Source organism: Staphylococcus sp. TE8, from assembly GCF_000692055.1.
Lineage (GTDB): Bacteria > Bacillota > Bacilli > Staphylococcales > Staphylococcaceae > Staphylococcus > Staphylococcus capitis.
Window position 1 is genome coordinate 129,255 of sequence record NZ_JMGB01000001.1, and the last position, 22,237, is coordinate 151,491.

A 22,237-nucleotide genomic window follows, 5' to 3' on the forward strand; every position below is an offset into this window, starting at 1 on the left:
TTATTGCGTAAAATTATAGGCGTGGACCTTCGTCAGCTGAACTAAAAGGTGTTATAATACTTAATGCGAAGTACAAAGTTATAATGAACGTAAATAGCTTAAGATAAAGGGAATTTTTAAGAATTATTTTACAAGACTTGTTAATCTTTTTTATTTATTATATTTAATAATGTAAAATCATTTTTGTAATTTAAAAGATTGTAAAGTGTATTATTATTTGGGGTAGAAATGGATTTATAGTATGATTGAGCAAAATGAAAATATGACAATTTAAGACGAGGTAAAATTATGAAACAACAAAACCCTTTATTTTTCTTATTTAAGAGGCTTTCATGGCCATATGGGTTAATCATTGCAGCGGTTATTATTACTTCGTTAGGAAGTTTGAGTGGGCTATTAGTGCCATTATTTACAGGACGAATTGTAGATAAATTCTCTGTAAGTAGTATTAATTGGGGCATGATAGGAATTTTTGGCGCAATTTTCTTAGTTAACGCGTTACTAAGTGGTGTAGGACTTTATTTACTTAGTAAAATTGGTGAGAAAATTATTTATGCCATTCGTTCTATATTATGGGAACATATCATCCAATTAAAAATGCCGTTCTTTGATAAAAGCGAAAGTGGTCAGTTAATGAGTCGTCTTACTGATGACACAAAGGTTATTAATGAATTTATATCTCAAAAATTGCCTAATTTATTACCATCAGTATTAACTTTAATAGGTTCTTTAATAATGTTATTTATAATGGATTGGAAATTAACATTACTTACATTTATTACGATACCTATATTTGTTTTTATCATGATTCCACTAGGTCGAGTAATGCAAAAGATTTCTACAAATACGCAATCTGAAATCGCTAATTTTAGTGGTTTACTCGGTCGTGTACTTACGGAAATGAGATTGGTTAAGGTTTCTAATACTGAAAGATTAGAGCTAGACAATGCACATGTTAATTTGAAAAAGATTTATCATCTTGGCTTAAAGCAGGCTAAAATTTCAGCCATTGTGCAACCAATATCAGGTGTAGTTATGTTACTTACAATTGCGATTATTTTAGGCTTCGGTGCCCTAGAAATTGGTACAGGTGCTATTACGCCAGGTACATTAATCGCTATGATTTTCTATGTTATTCAACTTTCAATGCCTTTAATTAATTTATCTACGTTGGTGACTGATTATAAAAGAGCTGTCGGTGCAAGTCAGCGTATACATGAAATTATGCAAGAACCAATTGAACCAACTGAAGCTTTATCTGAATCTAAAGATGAAATCGTTGAAGATGGAGAGCTAAGCTTTGAAAATGTGGATTTCAAATATGATGTTAAGAAAATCCTGAACGATGTTACGTTTAATATACCTCAAGGCAAAGTAAGTGCCTTTGTGGGACCTTCAGGTTCAGGTAAAAGTACAATTTTCAATTTAATTGAACGTATGTATGATATTGAAAATGGAGACATTAAATATAATCATCGCAGTATATATGATATCCCATTGTCTAAATGGCGTAATAAGATTGGTTACGTTATGCAATCTAACTCAATGATGAGTGGTTCAATTCGAGATAACATATTATATGGTATCAATAGGAAAGTAACAGATGATGAATTAATTGAATATGCTAAACTTGCGAATTGTCATGAATTCATCATGCAATTTGATGAAGGCTATGACACTATGGTTGGTGAAAGAGGCCTTAAATTATCTGGTGGTCAACGTCAACGTATTGATATTGCGAGAAGCTTTGTTAAGAACCCAGATATTTTACTATTAGATGAGGCTACTGCCAATTTAGATAGTGAAAGTGAAGTTAAAATTCAAGAAGCGCTTGAGACATTAATGGAAGGTAGAACAACAGTAGTCATTGCTCATCGACTTTCTACTATTAAAAAAGCAGGACAAATTATCTTTATTGATAAAGGTCAAGTCACTGGTAAAGGTACTCATGGTGAATTAATGGCATCTCATGAAAAATATAAAAACTTTGTCACATCTCAAAAATTATCAGACTAAGTTATAGCACGTTCCACTATAATGTGGGGCGTGTTTTTTAATCTCCTCCTAAATATTGTGAGATATTCGTAAAACCATTATTTTAACCTAAATTTACAAGTGGTATAATGTCTCTTGTAAGAAGTGGAACGTTAGATATACATAATGTTATAAAGTACGGGTTATGACCGGATTTAAACGATTTAAATGGTATAAAGTTCAAATCTAGAAGCCCTTCTTGTAGAGTTTTGTAGTCTTACTACTATTTATATTGGATGTTTAATTATTTTTATGAAAATACATGAATAGGTAGGTGCCAAATGTTTTTACTAATTAATATCATTGGGTTAATCGTATTTTTGGGTATAGCGGTTATATTTTCAAGGAATCGTAAAAATATTCAATGGAAATCGATACTGATTTTAGTCATCTTGAATTTGTTTTTAGCATGGTTCTTTATTTATTTTCCATGGGGAAGAAATGGAGTCAAAGGTGCGGCAAATGGGATAGCATGGATGATAGAATCTGCGCACAAAGGAACTGGATTCGCGTTCGCTAGTTTCACTACTGGAAAGCAGATGGATATGGCTATTAGCGCGTTATTTCCTATCTTATTAGTTGTACCGTTATTTGATATTTTAATGTACTTTAATATACTTCCAAAAATTATTGGAGGTATTGGTTGGTTACTTGCTAAGATTACTCGTCAACCAAAATTTGAATCATTCTTTGGTGTGGAAATGATGTTCTTAGGAAATACTGAAGCCTTAGCAGTTTCCAATGAACAACTGAAACGCATGAATGAAATGCGTGTATTAACTTTGGCTATGATGTCGATGAGTTCCGTTTCAGGGGCTATTGTAGGTGCTTATGTTCAAATGATACCTGGCGAGCTCGTTTTGACAGCTATTCCTCTAAACATAATTAACGCGATTATCGTGTCATCTATACTGAATCCAGTATCTGTAGAGGAAAAAGAAGACGTTATTTATAGCATTAAAGATCATCAAGAAGAACGTCAACCATTCTTCTCTTTCTTAGGAGATTCAGTTTTAGCAGCTGGTAAGCTAGTGCTTATTATCATCGCATTTGTGATTAGTTTCGTAGCGTTAGCTGATTTAATTGATCGCTTAATTCATCTAATCACTGGGTTAATTGCCCATGGTTTTGGTTGGAAAGGTAGCTTTGGATTAAATCAAATTTTAGGTGTATTTATGTATCCATTCGCTTTATTACTTGGATTGCCTTGGAATGAAGCGTGGGAAGTTGCTCAACAAATGGCTAAAAAAATTGTTACTAACGAATTTGTAGTAATGGGTGAAGTTTCTAAGCAAGTCAATTCACTTTCACCACACCATAGAGCAGTGATTTCAACATTCTTAGTATCATTTGCTAACTTCTCAACTATAGGTATGATTGTAGGTACATTAAAAGGAATTGTTGATAAGAAAACATCAGATTTTGTATCCAAATACGTACCAATGATGTTATTGGCAGGTATTCTAGTATCATTACTAACTGCAGCATTTGTTGGATTATTTGCATGGTAATTAAATTTAAGAATTTAATTTTTCTAAGCGTCTGGGACATGATTCCCAAAAAGAGTAGCAGTAAAATGATTTCTAATTAAAATCATTTTACTGCTAATTTTATATTCATTACTTCATAATGTATGGTTTCGTGTCGCAGTGTGTCCGTCTCAATCTAGGTTTAGGACTGGGACTGCTCCTTCAGGAATCTCATCAAAGATACTACATATTACCATGTAATTTCACATCGATATACTTTAAAATATAAGGCACTTTCCTATCATTGAATAAACTTCACTAAACTGAATTACCGAGATGCCTTATGAATAAAAAACTATAATAAGACTCAATTTACACGATTAATAAAAACTTCAGTTCTTATCTCCCTAAAAGATATTTCGCAACATGTTAGAGAAATTGTTGGAACAATCCTTTTTATTATTTAATAGGAGGCTGAAAAGCTCTTTGAAATGATAAAAACCAAGTATAGAAAGTGAGGAGACACTTCTTATACTTGGCTTTTATGGGAAATGAATATTAATGTACTTGTAACGGTAAGGACTAGGTACTGTCACAGTACTTCGAGCAAAATTTGTTTTGTTACTATAAACAACACAAAGGAGATAACTTCTCTTTCAAGAAGTTAAAATAATTATAGCAGAACTTATACCATAAGTAAATTAAAAATTCAGAATATTTTAATTTGTTCGTCGATTGGTGTTTTATGAATAAGCAAATGCTAGTTGAGAAAGAAATAACAGTAAAAATATATTTTTTTACATTATTTAATCAATGACTTTGTTAAATATAAAAGATTTTGTTGAAGTAGTGTTGTAGAATATTACACGCTTGTGCTACCATTTTTATATTAAGAGAAAATAAAGGGGTGGTTGAATGAAAAGAACAATCAGAGATATATTATTAGTCATTGCTGGTTCATTCATTTTCTCAGCAGGAGTTAATGCTTTTATTATTTCTGGTAACTTAGGTGAGGGAGGAGTTACCGGTATAGCAATTGTATTATATTACGCATTTCATTTATCACCTGCAATTACAAACTTTGTGGTTAATGCTGTATTAATCATCATTGGCTATAAGTTTTTAAGTAAACGTAGTATGTATTTAACAGTTGTAGCAACTATTTTAATGTCTATCTTTTTAGATCTAACTGAGTCATGGCACGTGCATACAGGTAATGTGATTGTTAACGCAGTTTTTGGTGGTACGTGTGTCGGTGTGGGTATCGGAGTCATAGTATTAGCTGGAGGTACGACTGCTGGTACTGTCATATTAGCTAGAATCGTAAATAAATATTTAGATATCAGTACTCCATATGCTTTGCTTTTCTTCGATTTACTTGTGGTATTAATTTCTTTAACTCAAATTTCATTAGATAAGGCTTTAGTAACTATTATTTCTTTATATATAGGTACGAAAGTCATGGAATATGTGATCGAGGGTTTAAATACAAAGAAAGCAATGACTATTATTTCGAGTACGCCCGATGAGGTAGCTAAAGCCATTGATGAACAAGTTGGTAGAGGTTTAACAATACTCAATGGTCATGGGTATTATACACGTGAAGAAAAAGACGTGTTATATGTAGTTATCTCTAAAACTCAGGTCTCACGTGCTAAACGTATTATTAGAAATATTGATGAAAAAGCATTTTTAGTTATTCATGATGTAAGAGATGTGTATGGTAATGGTTTCTTACTAGATGAATAGTATTAAATTATTTAGTGAAAAAGCGGGACAGAAAGATTTTCTGTCCCGCTTTTCGTCGTTACTTTTCAAAATAAATGATTTAACCGATTAATAAAAATATCTGTTAGTCATTAAAAGCTATAGATGTTATAATAATATCTATGATAATGATTATCAATTACGATTAATAATGAAATAATAAACACGAAAAAGATAAATTCAATGTTTTTACGATATAAAATGTATTATTTAGATGAAAGTAGGGGAATTATGAGTCGTTTAAACGGTGAACAAGTTAAAATTGGTTACGGTGATACTACGATTATTAATAATTTAGACGTAGAGGTTCCAGATGGTAAAGTGACTTCTATAATTGGACCTAATGGTTGTGGCAAATCTACATTGCTTAAAGCGTTATCACGCTTGTTGTCTATTAAAGAAGGTGCAATTCATTTAGATGGTAAAAGTATCCATACTCAATCAACTAAAGAAATTGCTAAGAAGATTGCGATACTTCCGCAATCACCTGAAGTTGCTGACGGTTTAACGGTAGGTGAACTCGTATCATATGGGCGTTTTCCACATCAGAAGGGCTTTGGCCGTTTAACAGCAGAAGATAAAAAAGAAATTGATTGGGCATTATCAGTTACTGGTACTAGTGAATTCCGTCATCGTTCAATCAATGATTTAAGTGGTGGTCAAAGACAACGTGTTTGGATTGCAATGGCATTAGCACAACGTACGGATATTATATTCTTAGATGAACCTACAACTTATTTAGATATTTGTCATCAATTAGAAATACTTGAACTTGTACAGAAATTAAATAAAGAGCAAGGTTGTACGATTGTAATGGTATTGCATGATATTAACCAAGCTATTCGCTTCTCGGATCACTTAATTGCTATGAAAGATGGCAATATTGTAGCAAATGGTACAACTCAAGAAGTACTTACTAAAGATAATTTAGAAAAAGTATTCAATATCGATGTGGTATTAGATGAAGATCCTCGTACTGGTAAACCTCTACTTGTTACTTATGATTTGTTTAGTAAGACTTACTCGTAAAAGAGAAGACAAAGGATTAAAAATACAATGTTAGAAAAAAAGAAAAATGAAAACTTTAAGTTTATATCGCTTTTAATAGGTGGAGTAATAGTGCTAATACTAGCACTATTTCTTTCTATTTTATTTGGGAAAGCACATGTTGATATTCCTACCATATTTGATGCAATTTTCAATTATAATCCTAAAAATCAAAATCATAATATCATAAGTGAAATTAGAATACCTAGAGATTTAGGTGCAATTCTTGTAGGGATGGCTTTAGCTGTAGCTGGTGCTGTTATTCAAGGTGTAACTAAGAATGGGCTTGCTGATCCAAGTTTAATTGGACTAAACTCAGGTGCAACGTTTGGTTTGGCAATGACCTATGCTTTTTATCCTGAGGCACCATTTTTATTATTAATGATATCTGGATTTTTAGGTGCACTTTTAGGTGGCTTCATCGTGTTAATGATTGGGCGGTCTAGGCGTGATGGATTTAATCCTATGCGTATTATCTTAGCTGGTGCAGCTATAAGTGCGTTATTAACTGCACTAAGTCAAGGTGTCGCTCTTATATTTAGGTTAAATCAATCTCTAACTTTTTGGAGTGCTGGAGGAATATCAGGTACAACATGGGGACAACTTATATGGAGTGGCCCAATAATTATCGTTACGCTAATTATTATTTTAGTTATTAGCAAGCAACTTACTATTTTGAATTTAGGTGAATCACTTGCTAAGGGATTAGGCCAAAATGTCTCTATGATTCGCGGACTAAGCTTAGTTTTATCAATGATACTCGCTGGCGTTGCTGTGGCAATGGTTGGACAAATTGCTTTTGTAGGCTTAATGGTACCTCACATTGTTCGCTTTATTATAGGTACAGATTATTCAAAAGTGATTCCACTTACTGCAATATTTGGCGGTGTATTAGTATTAGTTGCTGACATGATTGCAAGACTACTAGGCGAAGCCCCGGTAGGAGCAATTATTTCGTTTATTGGCGTACCTTACTTTTTATACCTTGTTAAAAAAGGAGGACGTTCAATATGATTGACCCGAATTTAAGACGTAAACAAATCATTACTTTTATCGTATTTGCCGTATTACTATTTGCAGCATGTACTTGGAGTATTGCTTCAGGGGAATATAAAATACCTGTGCCAAATTTCTTTAAAACTCTAATTGGTCAGGGTGATGATACGGACTCGCTTATTTTAATAGATTTCCGACTTCCTCGCATGTTGATTACAATTTTAGCAGGTGCAGCGCTAAGTATGAGTGGTGCCGTTGTTCAAAGTGTTACTAAAAATCCTATAGCAGAACCTGGTATTTTAGGAATTAATGCAGGCGGGGGCTTTGCGATAGCATTATTTGTAGCAATTGGACAAGTTAAACCGGATAATTTCGTTTATGTTTTACCTATAATTAGTTTAGTTGGTGGTGTCGCTACAGCTTTAGTTATATTTATTTTTAGTGTAAATAAATATAGTGGGTTAACTCCTGCCAGCATGGTATTAATAGGTGTAGGTATGCAAACGGCATTATATGGAGGCTCTATTACCCTGATGTCAAAGTTTGATGAAGATCAATCAGAATTTATGGCAACTTGGTTTGCTGGTAATATTTGGGGAGATGATTGGACATTTGTTCTTGCATTTATTCCTTGGATGATTATTATCGTGCCATATCTGTTATTTAAATCAAATGAATTAAATATTATTAATACACATGAACATGTTGCTAAGGGGTTAGGCGTTAAAGTTGAACGTGAAAGAATAGTGTTATTTTTTGTAGCAGTTATTTTATCTTCAGTCGCTGTTGCGGTTGCTGGTGCAATTTCATTTATTGGTTTGATGGGGCCACATATAGCCAAACGTATAGTGGGTCCTAGACATCAACTTTTTTTACCAATTGCCATATTAGTTGGTGCATTTTTACTTGTTTTTTCCGATACTTTAGGAAAGGTTATTCTCCAACCGTCTGGCGTTCCTGCAGGTATAGTAGTTGCTATTATAGGGGCACCCTACTTCTTATACCTAATGTATAGAACAAAAAGTGTATAGATTAGTTAAGTGATAGGTAAATTATTAAATTTGAATATCGAGCGTATTTATATTTCTTAAAATAACGCATAATATAAAGCTTTTAAATGGATGAATTTTAGAGTGAACATTCATTTAAAGGCTTTTTTTAATATATAAGTATGAATCCTCTTATTAATTAGTAAACATGATTTGTGAACATTTTATTGAAGGCACACTTAATATTAGCGATTGTCTATAAAGCTGTTTTATACTGATGATAAATTGATAAGGAGGGATTTTTTATGAAGAAATTAATAAAAGATAGACAACAGTTTTTAAGTGATATGTTAGATGGCTTAAAAGTAGCAAATCCTGAATTAGATGTAATTGAAGATACAGTTGTAGTACGAAAAGATAAAAAACAAAATGGTGTAGCACTTGTATCAGGAGGTGGAAGCGGTCATGAACCTGCACATGCTGGTTATGTCGCGCAAGGTATGCTTGATGCTGCAGTTTGTGGTGAAGTTTTTACTTCTCCAACTCCAGACAAAATTTTAGAAGCTATTAGGGCCGTTCACACTGGTGATGGTGTTTTACTCATTGTTAAAAACTATGCTGGTGATGTGATGAACTTTGAAATGGCCCAAGAAATGGCTGAAATGGAAGATATTCAAGTTGAAACAGTAATAGTTAGAAATGATATTGCGATTAGTACGCCAGAACAAAGAAGAGGTGTAGCTGGTACAGTTTTAATTCATAAGTATGCAGGCTTTTTATCTGAAAAAGGAGTACCATTAACTGAAATAAAAGAAAAAGTAGAGTTAATGATGTCTGAAATAAAAACAATTGGTATGGCTTTAACACCTCCTATGGTTCCAACCACAGGTCAATATGGGTTTGATATTGATGACAATGAAATGGAAATTGGTATCGGTATCCATGGTGAAAAAGGTTTGCATCGTGAAGCTATACAACCAGTAGATCAAATTGTTTCAACATTAGTAGAAGAATTAGATAAAGAAATATCAGGAGAAGAATTTATAGTAATGGTTAATGGTATGGGTGGCACACCACTATCTGAACTCAATATTGTAACTAAATATCTCAAAGATTTATTTGATAAGAAGCATTATGGGGTAAAACATTGGTATGTAGGTGATTTTATGACATCACTTGATATGCAAGGCTTTTCTATCACATTAGTTCCTGCTAATGAAGAGTGGTTAACAGCATTTTTAGCACCTACAACAAGTCGTTATTTTAACTCATAAAAAATAATTGTGAATAAATATACAATATAGAGGTGTTAGCTATGAATGTAGAACAAATGAAAACTCAATTATTAAGTTTAGCGGATACTTTTAAAGATAAAGAATCAGAATTGACCGATTTAGATAGATCGATAGGTGACGGTGACCATGGCGTAAACATGGAAAGAGGTTTCTCTCATTTGAAAGATAATATCGATGATAAAGATATGGCTTCATTGTTTAAATCAACTGGAATGACATTGATGTCTAATATTGGCGGAGCATCCGGACCATTATATGGCTTTAGTTTTGTCAAAATGTCTAGTGTTGTTAAGGATGAAATCGATAAGGATAACCTAAAAGTATTATTAAATACATTTGCAGATGCAATAGCTCAAAGAGGTAAAGTTGAATTAAATGAAAAGACTATGTATGATGTTGTCGAAAGGGCAAGCGAAGCGCTACAACATGATGAAAAAGTGACCTTAGATAAATTACAAGGTTATGCTGACGATACTAAAGATATGACAGCAACGAAGGGTAGAGCTGCTTATTTTAAAGAGGATTCTAAAGGTTACATTGATCCGGGTGCACAAAGTATGGTTTATATACTTAATGCTTTGATAGGAGATGAGTAAATATGCCTACAATAGTGTTAGTAAGTCATAGTGTTGATATCGCAAACGGGACGAAACAATTGCTTGAACAAATGGTGAGTGACGTTGACGTCTTAGCATGTGGTGGCACAGATGATGGTGGTATAGGTACTTCTTTTAATAGCATCCAAGATGCAATCAATCATTTAGAAGACGATGCGTTATGCTTTTTTGATCTAGGATCTGCTGAGATGAATTTAGACATGGCAATAGAAATGTATGAAGGCGACCATCAAGTTTTAAAAGTTAATGCGCCACTCGTTGAAGGTAGTTTTACTGCGTCTGTTAAGCTGTCTACTGGTGGTAGTGTTGAAGAAGCAATTGAAGAAGTTTATCGTACGTCTTTTTCAAGTGAAAATTAACTAAAATTATGATATTATAGTTATAATTGTTAAATAAAATCTGGATAATAGGAGGACATAGCCATGCAACACCTTATAAAGAGACATGTATTGAATGGCGAATTCGAGCAGATACGACAATTAATGTCCGAAACAGATTTTATGGAATTTGAAGAGGCATATATTTCTAGCGCTCATGAAGTAGAGAGTATGATGTTTTATACATGCATTTTAGATTTAATTAGAAATGAAGAAACATCTGAATTGCATGATTTAGCATTCTTACTACTTGTTTATCCGATGAGTGAATACGAAGGTGCTTTAGATTCTGCATACTATCATGCTGAGTCTTCCATAAAACTCACTAACGGAAATGAAGTTAAAAGTTTACTACAAATGCTATTGCTTCACGCAATTCCAGAGCCTGTTATTTCTGATAAGAAAGCATTTGATGTAGCTAAACGTATTCTTAAACTTGATCCTAATAATAATGTAGCACGTAATGTGCTTAAAGACACTGCAAAACGTATGGACAACATTGTTGTCGATATTAATGAATTAAACAAACATAGAGATGCACGTTAGTTAAACGTATTTATCTCTTTATAATGCCATTAGAGTTACCACACTTTAATGGCTATTTTTATACAAATTTCCCTACTTTTATGCATTAATGTATAAGTCTAATAGGTGGGGTTGAAAATAAAAAACAGTACGTTATAATTCTCACTGTGAAAATCTAAGGAGGTAATTTTTTAAATGGGGCTGAATAAAGAAGCAATAAAAATAGGATTTGCTTATGTCGGCATCGTTGTAGGGGCAGGATTCTCAACTGGTCAAGAAGTTATGCAATTCTTTACACCTTTTGGTTTATGGTCTTATATCGGTGTTTTAATCTCAGGTTTCATTCTAGGATTTATCGGTAGACAAGTAGCTAAAATTGGTACAGCCTTTGAAGCTACCAATCATGAATCCACTTTACAATATGTATTTGGTGAGAAATTTAGTAAAGTATTTGACTATATACTAGTCTTCTTCTTGTTTGGTATCGCTGTAACAATGATTGCCGGTTCAGGATCAACGTTTAACCAAAGCTTTCATATACCTACTTGGCTAGGCGCCTTGATCATGACAATTGTAATTTATTTAACATTATTACTTGATTTTAATAAGATTGTTAGAGCTTTAGGGATTGTTACACCATTTCTAATTATAATGGTTATCCTTATTGCAGTTTATTATTTATTTACTGGTGATATCTCAATTGCCCAAGTAAATAATACAGTACCAGAAACAAGTGCATGGAAAGGTATATTCTGGGGACTTGTATACGGAGGTCTTGCTTTTGCAGTTGGCTTTAGTACAGTCGTTGCTATTGGTGGCGATGCGTCTAAGCGTAGAGTTTCAGGTGCTGGTGCGATGTTCGGTGGCGTTATTTATACCATCTTACTTGCACTAATTAACTTTTCACTACAAACAGAATATCCAAAAATTAAAAACGCAGATATTCCTACATTAGACTTAGCCAACTCAATCAATCCATGGATTGGTTTAGTATTAACTGTTATTATGTTAGCTGTAATGTATAACACTATTTTAGGACTTTGTTATTCATTCGCGGCACGTTTTACTGAACCATATAGCAAGAAATATCATATCTTTATCATTATTATGATGATTGCAGCTTATGTTTTAAGTTTCGTAGGATTCGCAGATTTAATTAACGTGTTATATAAATTTATGGGCGTTGTTGGTATGTTTATCGTTGTAGCAGTACTAATCAAGTACTTCAAACGTAAAAATGATGACAAGAAACACATTGCATAAGTTGTTATTTCGTATACACTTTACAATTTAAAATGATTGATTTAATCTTAAAAGCAATTCATCTTTCAATTAAAAGGTGAATTGCTTTTTCTTTATTTTTCAGAAAAAGTTAATGACCTAAGTCATCTAAGATATAAATTATTGAAAGAAGTCATGATTTGAGAGGATTACCAATAATGAAAGAAAAATATAAATGGTTGTTGATAACGTTATTCATCGTCATAATCATTGCAATCGTCTTGGGTTTTCTTTTGAAAAATCACTATGATAAAGGACAGGAAAAACAACAAGGTAGAGAGCATGTTCAAATTAATAATAAGAACGTGAAATTATTTCAAAATATTTCTTATGGCGAAGGACTACCTAATAGTAAATTAGATATTATTACGCCTTCTGATATGAGTAAAGATACCAAATTGCCAGTAATTTTTTGGATGCATGGTGGTGGTTTTATAGCAGGTGATAAGCAATATAAAAATCCACTTCTGTCAAAAATAGCTGAACAAGGATATATTGTAGTAAATGTGAATTACGCGTTAGCTCCACAATATAAGTATCCAACGCCGCTAGAGCAAATGAATGAGGCAGTTAAATTTATAAAGCAGAATAAACACGAACTACCCATTGATTTCAACCAAGTTGTTATTGGTGGTGATTCAGCTGGAGCTCAATTAACGAGTCAGTATGTTGCGATGCAAACTAATAAAAGTTTACGCAAAGAAATGAATTTCAAACAACAATTCAAGCCATCACAAATCAAAGCGGCTATATTCTTTGGTGGTTTCTATGATATGAAAACAGTGAAGGCAACAGAATTTCCAAGAATTCAATTATTTATGAAAAGCTATACAGGCATGAATAACTGGGAAACTAATTTTAAGAATTTATCTCAAATGTCGACGATAAATCAAGTCACTAAACAATATCCACCAACTTACTTATCAGTTGGAGATGCTGATCCATTTTATAGTCAAAATGAAGAATTCTATAAAGCACTTAAATCAGAAAATGTACCTGTAGATACGCTATTTTATGATGGAACACATCATTTACATCATCAATATCAGTTTCATTTAGATAAACCAGAATCAAAAGAGAATATTAAAAAAGTATTGTTATTTTTAAGTAGAAATACTTCATCTTCCGGCGTTGAAAGTGGAGAATCAACAGATGAGAAATCCGGTAATCAAACAAATAATAGTGTATCGCTATATCCATTTGAATAATATAAAGAAGGCAAATCGTTAGGGTTAGCTTAAAGCCTAACGATTTGCCTTTAATTTTATCAATTAAAAAAGGTATGAATGCATATAGTTTTTAAATACTCACTAAGAAATTTTGGTTCAGAATAAAACTCAAGTAAAAGAGTCAAATTCACAACTTATAGTTATTATTTAAAACTTGTAATATGTGGTAAAATTTAAAATAAGACTAAAAATTAATTTAATATTTTAGCCATTACGTACTCATTGAAATAACGACCATTTATAAAAAGTTTATCTTTAAGTTCACCTTCGATAGTGAAACCTGTACCTTTAAAAAGTTCAATAGCTCGTGAATTTTCAGTGACAACTGTAGCTTCTATGCGTCTAATATTATGATTAAGTGACCAAGCTTCGATTGAATTGATGAGCGCTTGACCAACACCATGTTTTTGATAATACTTTTTTACACCAAGATAGACAACAGCCTCATGTTGTGTACGTTCGAAAGTCTCTGTATTCACAAATGCGTAGCCAACGAGTTGTTCGTCACTTTCTGCTACAAAAATTGCTTTTGAAGGTGTTGTGATGTAACTTTCTAAACTTTGACTAACAGAAGCAATGCTTGGTGAATACTCACCAGGGTTATAAAACGTAAAATCTGATTCATCATAAATTTTGCTTAACAAATCTATAAAGTTTTCAACGTCTTTTATACTAATCTCACGAATTACGTGGGCCATGAAAACACTCCATTTTTCAATTAAGTAAATAGTTTCCTTCATTATAGTATAGTTTAAAGTTTTATGCTTGAATCAGTGATATTTTATTAATTATTAGAAAAAGTTAAGGAGTCGATAACCATGAAGCCTAAAGTTTTGCTTGCAGGTGGAACCGGCTATATCGGTAAATATTTGAGTAGAGTAATAGAAAAAGATGCTGAGCTTTACGCATTATCTAAATATCCTAAACCTGATAAAGGATCTACAGAAGAGATTACATGGTTGAAGAGTGATATTTTTAATTATGAAAATGTAGTTCAATCTATGGCAGGCATGGATGTAGCTGTGTTTTATTTAGATCCAACTAAAAACTCTGCAAAACTAACTCAAGCAACCGCTCGTGATTTAAATTTAATAGCTGCAGATAACTTTGGTAGAGCAGCAGCAATAAATCAAATTAAAAAATTAATTTATATACCTGGAAGTCGTCACGACAATGAAACGATGGAAAGATTAGGCGCTTATGGTGCTCCTGTAGAACGTACAAATGTAGAAGTGAAACGTCCGCATATTAATGTTGAATTACAAACTTCCAAATATGATGATGTTCGTACAGCGATGAAAATGGTCCTGCCGAAAAAGTGGACTTTGAATCAACTTGTAGACTACTATAGTCAATGGTTAGATGAAACTAAAGGTACGTTTGTACATACCAAAAAAGAAGATGAAGATTATATTATTTATCGTAAAAATAGCAGAAAACCTTTAGCAATTTTTAAGAAAAAACAGACTGCCGAAGATATCATTACGCTACATCTTGTTGGTGGTAAGTTAGCCAAACCCAATCTTAAAAAGCAAGGTAAGTTAGAATTTAGACTTCTTAAAGGAACGTCTTTAGTGATGGTTCACTTATATGATTATATACCTAAATTATTCTGGCCGATTTATTACTTTATTCAAGCACCTATTCAAGGTTTACTTATGCGAGGGTTTGAGATTGATTGCAGGATTAAGCATTTTCAAGGACGTGTTCAATCAGGTGAGAAATTTAAATATACTAAATAATTTCAGGTGATTTGTTATGCAAATACTATTGGTCGAAGATGACAATACGCTATTTCAAGAATTAAAAAAAGAATTAGAACAATGGGATTTCAACGTAGTAGGTGTTGAAGATTTTGGTAATGTAATGGACACTTTTGAGAGATTTAATCCAGAAATCGTTATTCTAGATGTTCAACTCCCCAAATATGACGGGTTTTATTGGTGTAGAAAAATGAGACAAGAATCAAATGTTCCTATCTTATTCCTCTCATCAAGAGATAATCCAATGGATCAAGTTATGAGTATGGAACTAGGTGCAGATGATTACATGCAAAAACCTTTCTATACTAATGTACTTATTGCGAAGTTACAAGCTATTTATAGACGTGTCTACGAATTTGGCGTCGAAGAGAAACGCACTTTAAATTGGCAAGATACTGTAGTGGATTTATCAAAAGATAGCATTCAAAAAGCCGACAAAACAATCTTCTTATCTAAGACAGAGATGATTATTTTAGAGATGCTTATTAATAAAAAGAATCAAATTGTGACACGAGATACGTTGATTACAGCACTATGGGATGATGAAGCGTTTGTGAGTGATAATACACTTACCGTTAACGTGAATCGCCTTAGAAAAAAATTGGCAGAAATTGGTATGGATGATGCGATAGAGACGAAAGTCGGTAAAGGATATATGGCTCATGAATAACTTTAAATGGTTCTGGTTATTTGTTAGGTCTCGGAGTAATTGGATACTATGGATTATATTTTTAAATGCAATTATGTTGGGTATCGCCTACATTGATTATGATATTTCAGTTGAGAGTGTAGGCTATATTGTTGTGCTCAATCTAGGATTAAGTGTCCTTTTCTTAATATTTACTTTCGTAAAGGAAGTCCGCTTGTCAAAACACTTTTATAAAAACAAAGAAATAGAGGAAATCAAACATAAAGATTTAGCGGAAACGCCATTTCAACAACTAACAATTGATTACTTATATCGTCATATCACAGCACAAAAAGATCAGGTCGTTGAGCAACAATTACAAATTAATAACCATGAACAAACAATCACAGAGTTTGTACATGACATTAAAACACCTGTGACAGCAATGAAGTTATTAATCGATCAAGAAACCGATGAACGACGTAAAAAAGCGTTATTATTTGAGTGGTCGAGAATCAATGAGATGTTAGATAAGCAATTATATTTAACGCGTTTAGAATCAAAGAATCGTGATATGTACTTCGATCATGTGGAGTTAAAACGTATGGTGATTGATGAAATACAATTAACACGTCATATCAGTCAAGCGAAAGGGATAGGATTCGATCTAGACTTTGAAGATGTCGATAAAGTGTTTACAGATGTGAAATGGTGCAGAATGATGATTAGACAAATTTTATCTAATTCATTGAAATATAGTGATAATACTACAATTGAATTATCAAGTTATATGAAAAATGGTCACGTTATTCTAGAAATTAAAGACTATGGAAGAGGAATAAGTAAGCGAGATTTACCTCGTATATTTGATAGAGGGTTCACATCTACTCTTAATCGAAATGAAACAGCTTCTTCGGGGATGGGATTATATTTAGTGAATAGTGTTAAAGATCAATTGAGCATTGGTGTGAAGGTTGAATCTGTAGTAGGCGAAGGCACTACATTTTATTTAATTTTCCCTCAACAAAATGAAATTGTAGAGCGCATGTCTAAAGTGACAAGATTGTCATTTTAAACATGCGTTTTGTTACTTACAATTATCACAATTGTAATTTTTAGTCGTTATAATATAAGTGTATAAAGTGATGATAATTTGAACTTGTTTAGCTTTGGCTGAATTAGAGAGCATAAATGTTTAAAGTAAGTCAGGAGTGATGATTTGACTATATTAGAAGTTAAACAATTGTCAAAAATATATGGAAGTAAAAATGTAGCTCAAGAAGTATTAAAAGATATTAATTTGAGTGTAGATGAAGGCGAATTCATCTCAATTATGGGACCATCAGGGTCAGGGAAGACAACATTGTTAAATGTCCTAAGCTCAATTGATTATATGACAAAAGGTTCAATTACATTGAATGGTAAGCAATTAGAAAGATTATCTAATAAGCAACTTTCTGAAATAAGAAAAAAAGATATTGGTTTTATCTTCCAAGATTATAATATCCTACATACTTTAACAGTAAAAGAGAATATTATGCTACCTTTATCTGTTCAAAAAGTTGGAAAAGAAGAAATGGCTAGACGTTATAATCGAATTGTTGAAGCGTTAAATATTAGTGATATTAGTGATAAATATCCATCCGAGTTATCTGGCGGCCAACGTCAACGTACTTCTGCAGCAAGAGCGTTCATTAATTTACCTTCAATTATATTTGCTGATGAACCAACAGGAGCTTTGGATTCTAAAAGTACTCAAGACCTACTCAAAAGATTGACCTATATGAATGAAAGATTTCAAACAACGATTATTATGGTTACGCATGATCCAGTTGCAGCAAGTTTCTCAAATAGAGTCGTTATGCTAAAAGATGGACAAATTTTTACTGAAATATATCAAGGTGATGATGATAAACAAACTTTTTATAAAGAAATTATCAGAACACAAAGTGTACTTGGTGGAGTAAATTATGAGTTTTAATCAGATTATCTTCAAAAACTTTAAGCAAAATATTGCGCGTTATGCCATTTATCTATTATCACTAATTATAAGCGTGGTATTATATTTTAGTTTTGTTACATTAAAATATGCTCACCATCTTCATGGAAATCAATCCTACCCGATTATTAAAGAAGGTTCTCAAGTTGGTAGTTATTTTCTTTTTATAATTATTATTGTATTTCTACTATATGCAAATTTTTTATTTATGAAAAGACGAGGGCGTGAGCTTTCACTTTTACAAATTATAGGACTAACGCGATCAAACATAATGAGAATGATTATGCTTGAGCAATTAATGACATTTGTAATAACAGTAATTATTGGTATTGCTTTAGGTGTTTTTGGTTCGAAAATACTTTTAATGATTGTGCTTCGATTACTGGGCATAAATATTAGTGTGTCTATTATTTTTAATTTTCATGCAGTGTTAGAGACTCTTTTACTCATTTTGGTAGCGTATATACTTATTATTATTCAAAGTTACATTTTTATACGTAAACGTTCGATTCATGAGCTTGCACATGATTTTACTAAAAAAGAAGTAAATGATACTAAAATTACATTGAGTGAAGTTATCTTAGGTTTACTTGGGATTATTATGATTTGTGTTGGATACTTTTTATCAACTAAATTAGTTGAAAATGTTGATTCAATTTTACAACCTTTCGTTATTCTATTTTTAACTGTTTTAGGATCATACTTTTTCTTTAGAAGTACGGTATCTTTAATTTTAAAAACTATACAATACTTTAGAAATGGCAATGTCAGTGTGACAGATGTCATGTTTACATCATCTATCATTTACCGTATTAGAAAAAATGCTTTTTCATTAACGGTGATGGCAGTTGTGTCGGCGATTACAGTTTCTGTGCTATGTTTTGCGGCTTTAAGTAGAAGTACTTTAACGAATGAAGTCTTACTAAGTTCACCTCATGACGTCACTTTGAAAAGTCAAAAGCAGGCAAATCAGTTAGCATATGAATTAAACAATCGTAACGTTGAACATTACTATAATTATAAAGAAGTTGTCTATGCTCATTTGTATAAAGATCATATGTTTACAGAAGGTATTTCAAGGCCAAGTGTGATTGCTGTAACAAGTGATAAATACATCCCTAATGTTAATATTGGTAGTGGTCAAACAGATATCATAGTCCCTAGAGGTTCAATTAAAGATGTAGTTAAAGTTGATCGTAAAGGTTCAACTCTTATAGGTACAAAAAATAATTATGTTAAAGTAAAACTCAGAAAAGCAATTAATAAAGTTTACTTTATGTCTAGTGTAGATTTAGGTGGAGCAACACTCGTGTTAAATGATGAGGATTATCAGAGATTGAGAGAACACGCTAAAGGAAAACATATCGTATCTCAATATGGGTTTGATATAAAACACAAAAAGGACTTACCTGAATTGGAGAAAATCGTCCAAAGTATTAGTAAAGATATTGAAACACGTAGTGAAGCTGCAAGTGAAATATCGAGTTTAACTGGCGTACTATTATTTGTAACATCATTCCTAGGAATAACGTTTTTAATTGCTGCTGGCTGTATTATATATATTAAACAAATTGATGAAACTGAAGATGAGTTAGAAAACTATTCTATATTGAGAAAACTTGGTTTTACGCATCAAGATATGGCAAAAGGGTTGAAGTTAAAAGTCATTTTTAATTTCGGTTTACCTTTGATTATTGCGTTATTACATGGTTATTTTGCGTCGATTGCCTACATGCATTTAATGGGTGTAACTAATCAATTACCTATATTTATTGTTATGGCTTTATATACAGGTATTTACGCAGTGTTCGCGATTATAGGCTATAATCATTCTAAGCGAACAATTAGACATTCAATTTAATTCACCTATTATAGAATAGAATATTATGATTTATGAGGCTTAGCATCACAAGACAATTTGATGCTGAGCCTTAATTTATGGATAATGGTTACTTTTTAAATCACATAGCTTAAATAAATGCATTTGAAAGTGCATGTTTAGTTACATATCAATATTTGTTTAGCATCATTTTATAAATATTTGAATTTTAAGAGAGAAATCGTTAACTTTGTAATGGAGTAGAATTTAAGCGCTCTAATTAATTTTTTGATTGATTTCTAAAATTAGAATTTCGTTTTAGAATTTGATCGCTAATTTAAAAATAGGACTATGAACATCTTACTCAGGAAAATATGTAAAGTTTAAGTTTCTTATTTGTTAAGAATTTGTAAATAGAATTGTAGTTATGTAAATTTTGTGCTATTTTCAAGTAGGGACAAAACGGGATATTTAAGAACATCAGCTTGTTTTAACTTTATAATTAATTTACATATTTTTTACAATAAGAGTATTGCTTACTACTTTTTTCTGAAAATTGTAAATATGTTCCTAAACCACTTGTCTTACGGATTAAAAATTTATGAATGTGATTGGTGACAATCGCTCAAAATGGAGGATTTTGAATGTTTAGTAAGAAAAAGGATAAGTTCATGGTTCAATTAGAAGAAATGGTATTCAACCTAGATCGTGCAGCAATTGAATTCGGAAAAATGGATTTCAACACACATTTAGATTTGAAAGCTTATTCTGATAATATTAAAACGTATGAGTCACATGGTGACGAGTTGATGCACCAAGTTATTACTGACTTGAATCAAACGTTTATTACACCAATCGAACGTGAAGATATCCTATCTTTATGTAATGCAATCGACGATGTTTTAGATGCGATGGAAGAGACATCTGCTATGTTTGAAATGTATTCAATTGAATATACAGATGAATACATGGCTGAATTTGTTGAAAATATTCAAAAAGCAGTTGCTGAAATGAAGTTAGCAGTAGGATTATTAGTAGACAAAAAATTATCTCACATGCGTATTCATTCTATTAATATTAAAGAATTTGAAACAAATTGTGACGGAATCTTAAGACAGTCAATGAAACACATCTTTAACAGTGAAACAGATCCAATCACATTAATTAAAATAAAAGATATTTATCAAAGTATGGAAGAAATTGCTGATAAATGCCAAACAGTTGCTAATAACTTTGAAACTATAATTATGAAAAATAGCTAAGGGAGTCCTCATTTATGTCATATATTTTAATCGTCACGATAGCTATAGTTATATTTTCATTAGTATTTGACTTTATCAATGGTTTCCATGATACTGCCAACGCTGTAGCAACTGCTGTTTCTACAAGAGCTTTAACTCCTAGATCTGCTATTTTATTAGCAGCAGTAATGAACTTTATTGGTGCCTTAACATTTACTGGGGTAGCTGGAACAATTACAAAGGATATTGTTGATCCATTTAAATTACAACATGGTCTAGTTGTTGTTTTAGCAGCAATTATTGCAGCAATTATTTGGAACTTAGTAACTTGGTTATATGGTATTCCAAGTTCTTCATCACATGCATTAATTGGGTCAATTGCTGGTGCGGCTATAGCTTCTCAAGGTTCATTTGCAGTACTACATTATCAAGGATTTACGAAGATAATTATTGTATTAATTATTTCACCAATCATTGCATTTTGTGTTGGTTTTATTATGTATTCTATCGTGAAGGTCGTATTTAAAAACGCAAATTTAACACGTGCAAATCGTAACTTTAGATTTTTCCAAATCTTTACTGCAGCATTACAATCATTCTCACATGGTACGAACGATGCTCAGAAATCAATGGGGATTATCACTTTAGCATTAATCGTTGCGAATCTTCAGACTGGTTCAAGTGTAGAACCTCAGTTATGGGTTAAAATCGCTTGTGCAACTGCAATGGGTCTGGGTACAGCTGTAGGTGGTTGGAAAATCATCAAAACTGTTGGTGGTAACATTATGAAAATTCGTCCGGCTAACGGAGCAGCAGCAGATCTTTCTTCTGCATTAACAATTTTCGTAGCGTCATCACTACACTTCCCATTATCAACAACTCACGTTGTTTCTTCATCAATCCTTGGTGTAGGTGCTTCTAACCGCGCTAAAGGTGTAAAATGGAGTACAGCTCAACGAATGGTTATTACTTGGGTAATTACGTTACCAATTTCAGCATTATTGGCTGGCATTGTGTACTTTATCATGCATCTATTTTTAAAATAAGATATAACATAGCAATATTAGATATAAAGACTTGTAACTTTAATAAGCTTATAAGTAGCAAAATACCAACAAAATCTAAGGTTTTGTTGGTATTTTTGTGTTTTGAATAATAAAT

At 32.2% G+C, this 22,237-nt stretch carries 20 protein-coding genes; 19 read left to right on the forward strand and 1 reads right to left on the reverse strand.

Annotation, left to right across the window (positions count from 1 at the left end; all coding sequences use genetic code 11):
• The first annotated feature begins 288 nt into the window (after positions 1-288).
• The 12 genes from CM54_RS00655 (at position 289) to CM54_RS00710 (ending at position 13,605) form a co-directional block, all read left to right on the forward strand.
• The gene (locus CM54_RS00655; protein ID WP_037548264.1) at positions 289-2,016 is read left to right on the forward strand and encodes an ABC transporter ATP-binding protein; all 1,728 of its coding nucleotides are present in this window, start codon (positions 289-291) and stop codon (positions 2,014-2,016) included.
• A 299-nt stretch (positions 2,017-2,315) separates the two neighbouring features.
• Positions 2,316-3,545, forward strand: a complete 1,230-nt coding sequence (locus tag CM54_RS00660; RefSeq protein WP_037548266.1) for a NupC/NupG family nucleoside CNT transporter — start codon at positions 2,316-2,318, stop codon at positions 3,543-3,545.
• An 873-nt stretch (positions 3,546-4,418) separates the two neighbouring features.
• Positions 4,419-5,252, forward strand: coding sequence for a YitT family protein (locus tag CM54_RS00665; protein ID WP_002433225.1), 834 nt, complete (start codon positions 4,419-4,421; stop codon positions 5,250-5,252).
• Between the two features lie 249 nt (positions 5,253-5,501).
• Positions 5,502-6,299 carry an ABC transporter ATP-binding protein gene (locus CM54_RS00670; RefSeq protein ID WP_037548269.1) on the forward strand — a complete coding sequence of 266 codons (798 nt, stop codon included), beginning with the start codon at positions 5,502-5,504 and terminating at the stop codon, positions 6,297-6,299.
• Positions 6,300-6,326: 27 nt separating this feature from the next.
• Positions 6,327-7,331, forward strand: coding sequence for a FecCD family ABC transporter permease (locus CM54_RS00675; RefSeq protein ID WP_037548271.1), 1,005 nt, complete (start codon positions 6,327-6,329; stop codon positions 7,329-7,331).
• A complete protein-coding gene (locus CM54_RS00680; RefSeq protein WP_037548274.1) occupies positions 7,328-8,344 on the forward strand; it encodes a FecCD family ABC transporter permease in 1,017 nt (338 codons plus the stop codon). The genes CM54_RS00675 and CM54_RS00680 overlap by 4 nt, the downstream gene beginning before the upstream one ends.
• Before the next feature lie 263 nt (positions 8,345-8,607).
• Complete coding sequence (dhaK, locus tag CM54_RS00685) at positions 8,608-9,576, forward strand: dihydroxyacetone kinase subunit DhaK (protein WP_037548277.1); 969 nt, start codon at positions 8,608-8,610, stop codon at positions 9,574-9,576.
• A 41-nt stretch (positions 9,577-9,617) separates the two neighbouring features.
• Positions 9,618-10,193 carry a dihydroxyacetone kinase subunit DhaL gene (gene dhaL / locus CM54_RS00690; RefSeq protein WP_037548281.1) on the forward strand — a complete coding sequence of 192 codons (576 nt, stop codon included), beginning with the start codon at positions 9,618-9,620 and terminating at the stop codon, positions 10,191-10,193.
• Between the two features lie 2 nt (positions 10,194-10,195).
• Positions 10,196-10,573 carry a dihydroxyacetone kinase phosphoryl donor subunit DhaM gene (gene dhaM, locus CM54_RS00695; RefSeq protein ID WP_002433105.1) on the forward strand — a complete coding sequence of 126 codons (378 nt, stop codon included), beginning with the start codon at positions 10,196-10,198 and terminating at the stop codon, positions 10,571-10,573.
• A gap of 63 nt (positions 10,574-10,636) precedes the next feature.
• The gene (locus CM54_RS00700; RefSeq protein WP_002433134.1) at positions 10,637-11,137 is read left to right on the forward strand and encodes a hypothetical protein; all 501 of its coding nucleotides are present in this window, start codon (positions 10,637-10,639) and stop codon (positions 11,135-11,137) included.
• Between the two features lie 174 nt (positions 11,138-11,311).
• Complete coding sequence (locus tag CM54_RS00705) at positions 11,312-12,379, forward strand: YkvI family membrane protein (protein ID WP_002433414.1); 1,068 nt, start codon at positions 11,312-11,314, stop codon at positions 12,377-12,379.
• Between the two features lie 176 nt (positions 12,380-12,555).
• A complete protein-coding gene (locus tag CM54_RS00710) occupies positions 12,556-13,605 on the forward strand; it encodes an alpha/beta hydrolase (protein ID WP_037548286.1) in 1,050 nt (349 codons plus the stop codon).
• Between the two features lie 212 nt (positions 13,606-13,817).
• Here the strand turns inward: CM54_RS00710 and CM54_RS00715 are convergent, their stop codons facing one another.
• A complete protein-coding gene (locus CM54_RS00715; protein ID WP_002433205.1) occupies positions 13,818-14,324 on the reverse strand; it encodes a GNAT family N-acetyltransferase in 507 nt (168 codons plus the stop codon).
• Between the two features lie 120 nt (positions 14,325-14,444).
• Here CM54_RS00715 and graX point away from each other — a divergent pair, with 120 nt between their 5' ends.
• The 7 genes from graX to CM54_RS00750 all read left to right on the forward strand — a co-directional run bounded on the left by graX (position 14,445) and on the right by CM54_RS00750 (position 22,122).
• The gene (gene graX / locus CM54_RS00720) at positions 14,445-15,368 is read left to right on the forward strand and encodes an auxiliary protein GraX/ApsX (RefSeq protein WP_002433148.1); all 924 of its coding nucleotides are present in this window, start codon (positions 14,445-14,447) and stop codon (positions 15,366-15,368) included.
• A 16-nt stretch (positions 15,369-15,384) separates the two neighbouring features.
• The gene (graR, locus tag CM54_RS00725) at positions 15,385-16,059 is read left to right on the forward strand and encodes a response regulator transcription factor GraR/ApsR (RefSeq protein ID WP_002433229.1); all 675 of its coding nucleotides are present in this window, start codon (positions 15,385-15,387) and stop codon (positions 16,057-16,059) included.
• Positions 16,052-17,092 (forward strand): histidine kinase GraS/ApsS, encoded by a 1,041-nt coding sequence (gene graS, locus CM54_RS00730; RefSeq protein ID WP_037548290.1) that lies wholly within the window; start codon positions 16,052-16,054, stop codon positions 17,090-17,092. The genes graR and graS overlap by 8 nt, the downstream gene beginning before the upstream one ends.
• 144 nt (positions 17,093-17,236) lie before the next feature.
• Positions 17,237-17,998: an ABC transporter ATP-binding protein VraF gene (vraF, locus tag CM54_RS00735; protein WP_002433512.1), complete on the forward strand. Its 762-nt coding sequence runs from the start codon at positions 17,237-17,239 to the stop codon at positions 17,996-17,998.
• The gene (locus CM54_RS00740; protein WP_037548293.1) at positions 17,988-19,877 is read left to right on the forward strand and encodes an ABC transporter permease; all 1,890 of its coding nucleotides are present in this window, start codon (positions 17,988-17,990) and stop codon (positions 19,875-19,877) included. The genes vraF and CM54_RS00740 overlap by 11 nt, the downstream gene beginning before the upstream one ends.
• A gap of 602 nt (positions 19,878-20,479) precedes the next feature.
• Positions 20,480-21,097, forward strand: coding sequence for a DUF47 domain-containing protein (locus tag CM54_RS00745; protein ID WP_002433514.1), 618 nt, complete (start codon positions 20,480-20,482; stop codon positions 21,095-21,097).
• A gap of 14 nt (positions 21,098-21,111) precedes the next feature.
• The gene (locus CM54_RS00750) at positions 21,112-22,122 is read left to right on the forward strand and encodes an inorganic phosphate transporter (protein ID WP_002433186.1); all 1,011 of its coding nucleotides are present in this window, start codon (positions 21,112-21,114) and stop codon (positions 22,120-22,122) included.
• The last annotated feature ends 115 nt before the right edge of the window (positions 22,123-22,237 follow it).

Excerpts from the sequence above, each read along its gene's own strand:
- CM54_RS00655 (WP_037548264.1), top strand. The coding sequence starts at position 289 with ATGAAACAACAAAACCCTTTATTTTTCTTATTTAAGAGGCTTTCATGG.
- CM54_RS00660 (WP_037548266.1), top strand. The coding sequence starts at position 2,316 with ATGTTTTTACTAATTAATATCATTGGGTTAATCGTATTTTTGGGTATA.
- CM54_RS00665 (WP_002433225.1), top strand. The coding sequence starts at position 4,419 with ATGAAAAGAACAATCAGAGATATATTATTAGTCATTGCTGGTTCATTC.
- CM54_RS00670 (WP_037548269.1), top strand. The coding sequence starts at position 5,502 with ATGAGTCGTTTAAACGGTGAACAAGTTAAAATTGGTTACGGTGATACT.
- CM54_RS00675 (WP_037548271.1), top strand. The coding sequence starts at position 6,327 with ATGTTAGAAAAAAAGAAAAATGAAAACTTTAAGTTTATATCGCTTTTA.
- CM54_RS00680 (WP_037548274.1), top strand. The coding sequence starts at position 7,328 with ATGATTGACCCGAATTTAAGACGTAAACAAATCATTACTTTTATCGTA.
- dhaK (WP_037548277.1), top strand. The coding sequence starts at position 8,608 with ATGAAGAAATTAATAAAAGATAGACAACAGTTTTTAAGTGATATGTTA.
- dhaL (WP_037548281.1), top strand. The coding sequence starts at position 9,618 with ATGAATGTAGAACAAATGAAAACTCAATTATTAAGTTTAGCGGATACT.
- dhaM (WP_002433105.1), top strand. The coding sequence starts at position 10,196 with ATGCCTACAATAGTGTTAGTAAGTCATAGTGTTGATATCGCAAACGGG.
- CM54_RS00700 (WP_002433134.1), top strand. The coding sequence starts at position 10,637 with ATGCAACACCTTATAAAGAGACATGTATTGAATGGCGAATTCGAGCAG.
- CM54_RS00705 (WP_002433414.1), top strand. The coding sequence starts at position 11,312 with ATGGGGCTGAATAAAGAAGCAATAAAAATAGGATTTGCTTATGTCGGC.
- CM54_RS00710 (WP_037548286.1), top strand. The coding sequence starts at position 12,556 with ATGAAAGAAAAATATAAATGGTTGTTGATAACGTTATTCATCGTCATA.
- CM54_RS00715 (WP_002433205.1), bottom strand. The coding sequence starts at position 14,324 with ATGGCCCACGTAATTCGTGAGATTAGTATAAAAGACGTTGAAAACTTT.
- graX (WP_002433148.1), top strand. The coding sequence starts at position 14,445 with ATGAAGCCTAAAGTTTTGCTTGCAGGTGGAACCGGCTATATCGGTAAA.
- graR (WP_002433229.1), top strand. The coding sequence starts at position 15,385 with ATGCAAATACTATTGGTCGAAGATGACAATACGCTATTTCAAGAATTA.
- graS (WP_037548290.1), top strand. The coding sequence starts at position 16,052 with ATGAATAACTTTAAATGGTTCTGGTTATTTGTTAGGTCTCGGAGTAAT.
- CM54_RS00740 (WP_037548293.1), top strand. The coding sequence starts at position 17,988 with ATGAGTTTTAATCAGATTATCTTCAAAAACTTTAAGCAAAATATTGCG.
- CM54_RS00745 (WP_002433514.1), top strand. The coding sequence starts at position 20,480 with ATGTTTAGTAAGAAAAAGGATAAGTTCATGGTTCAATTAGAAGAAATG.
- CM54_RS00750 (WP_002433186.1), top strand. The coding sequence starts at position 21,112 with ATGTCATATATTTTAATCGTCACGATAGCTATAGTTATATTTTCATTA.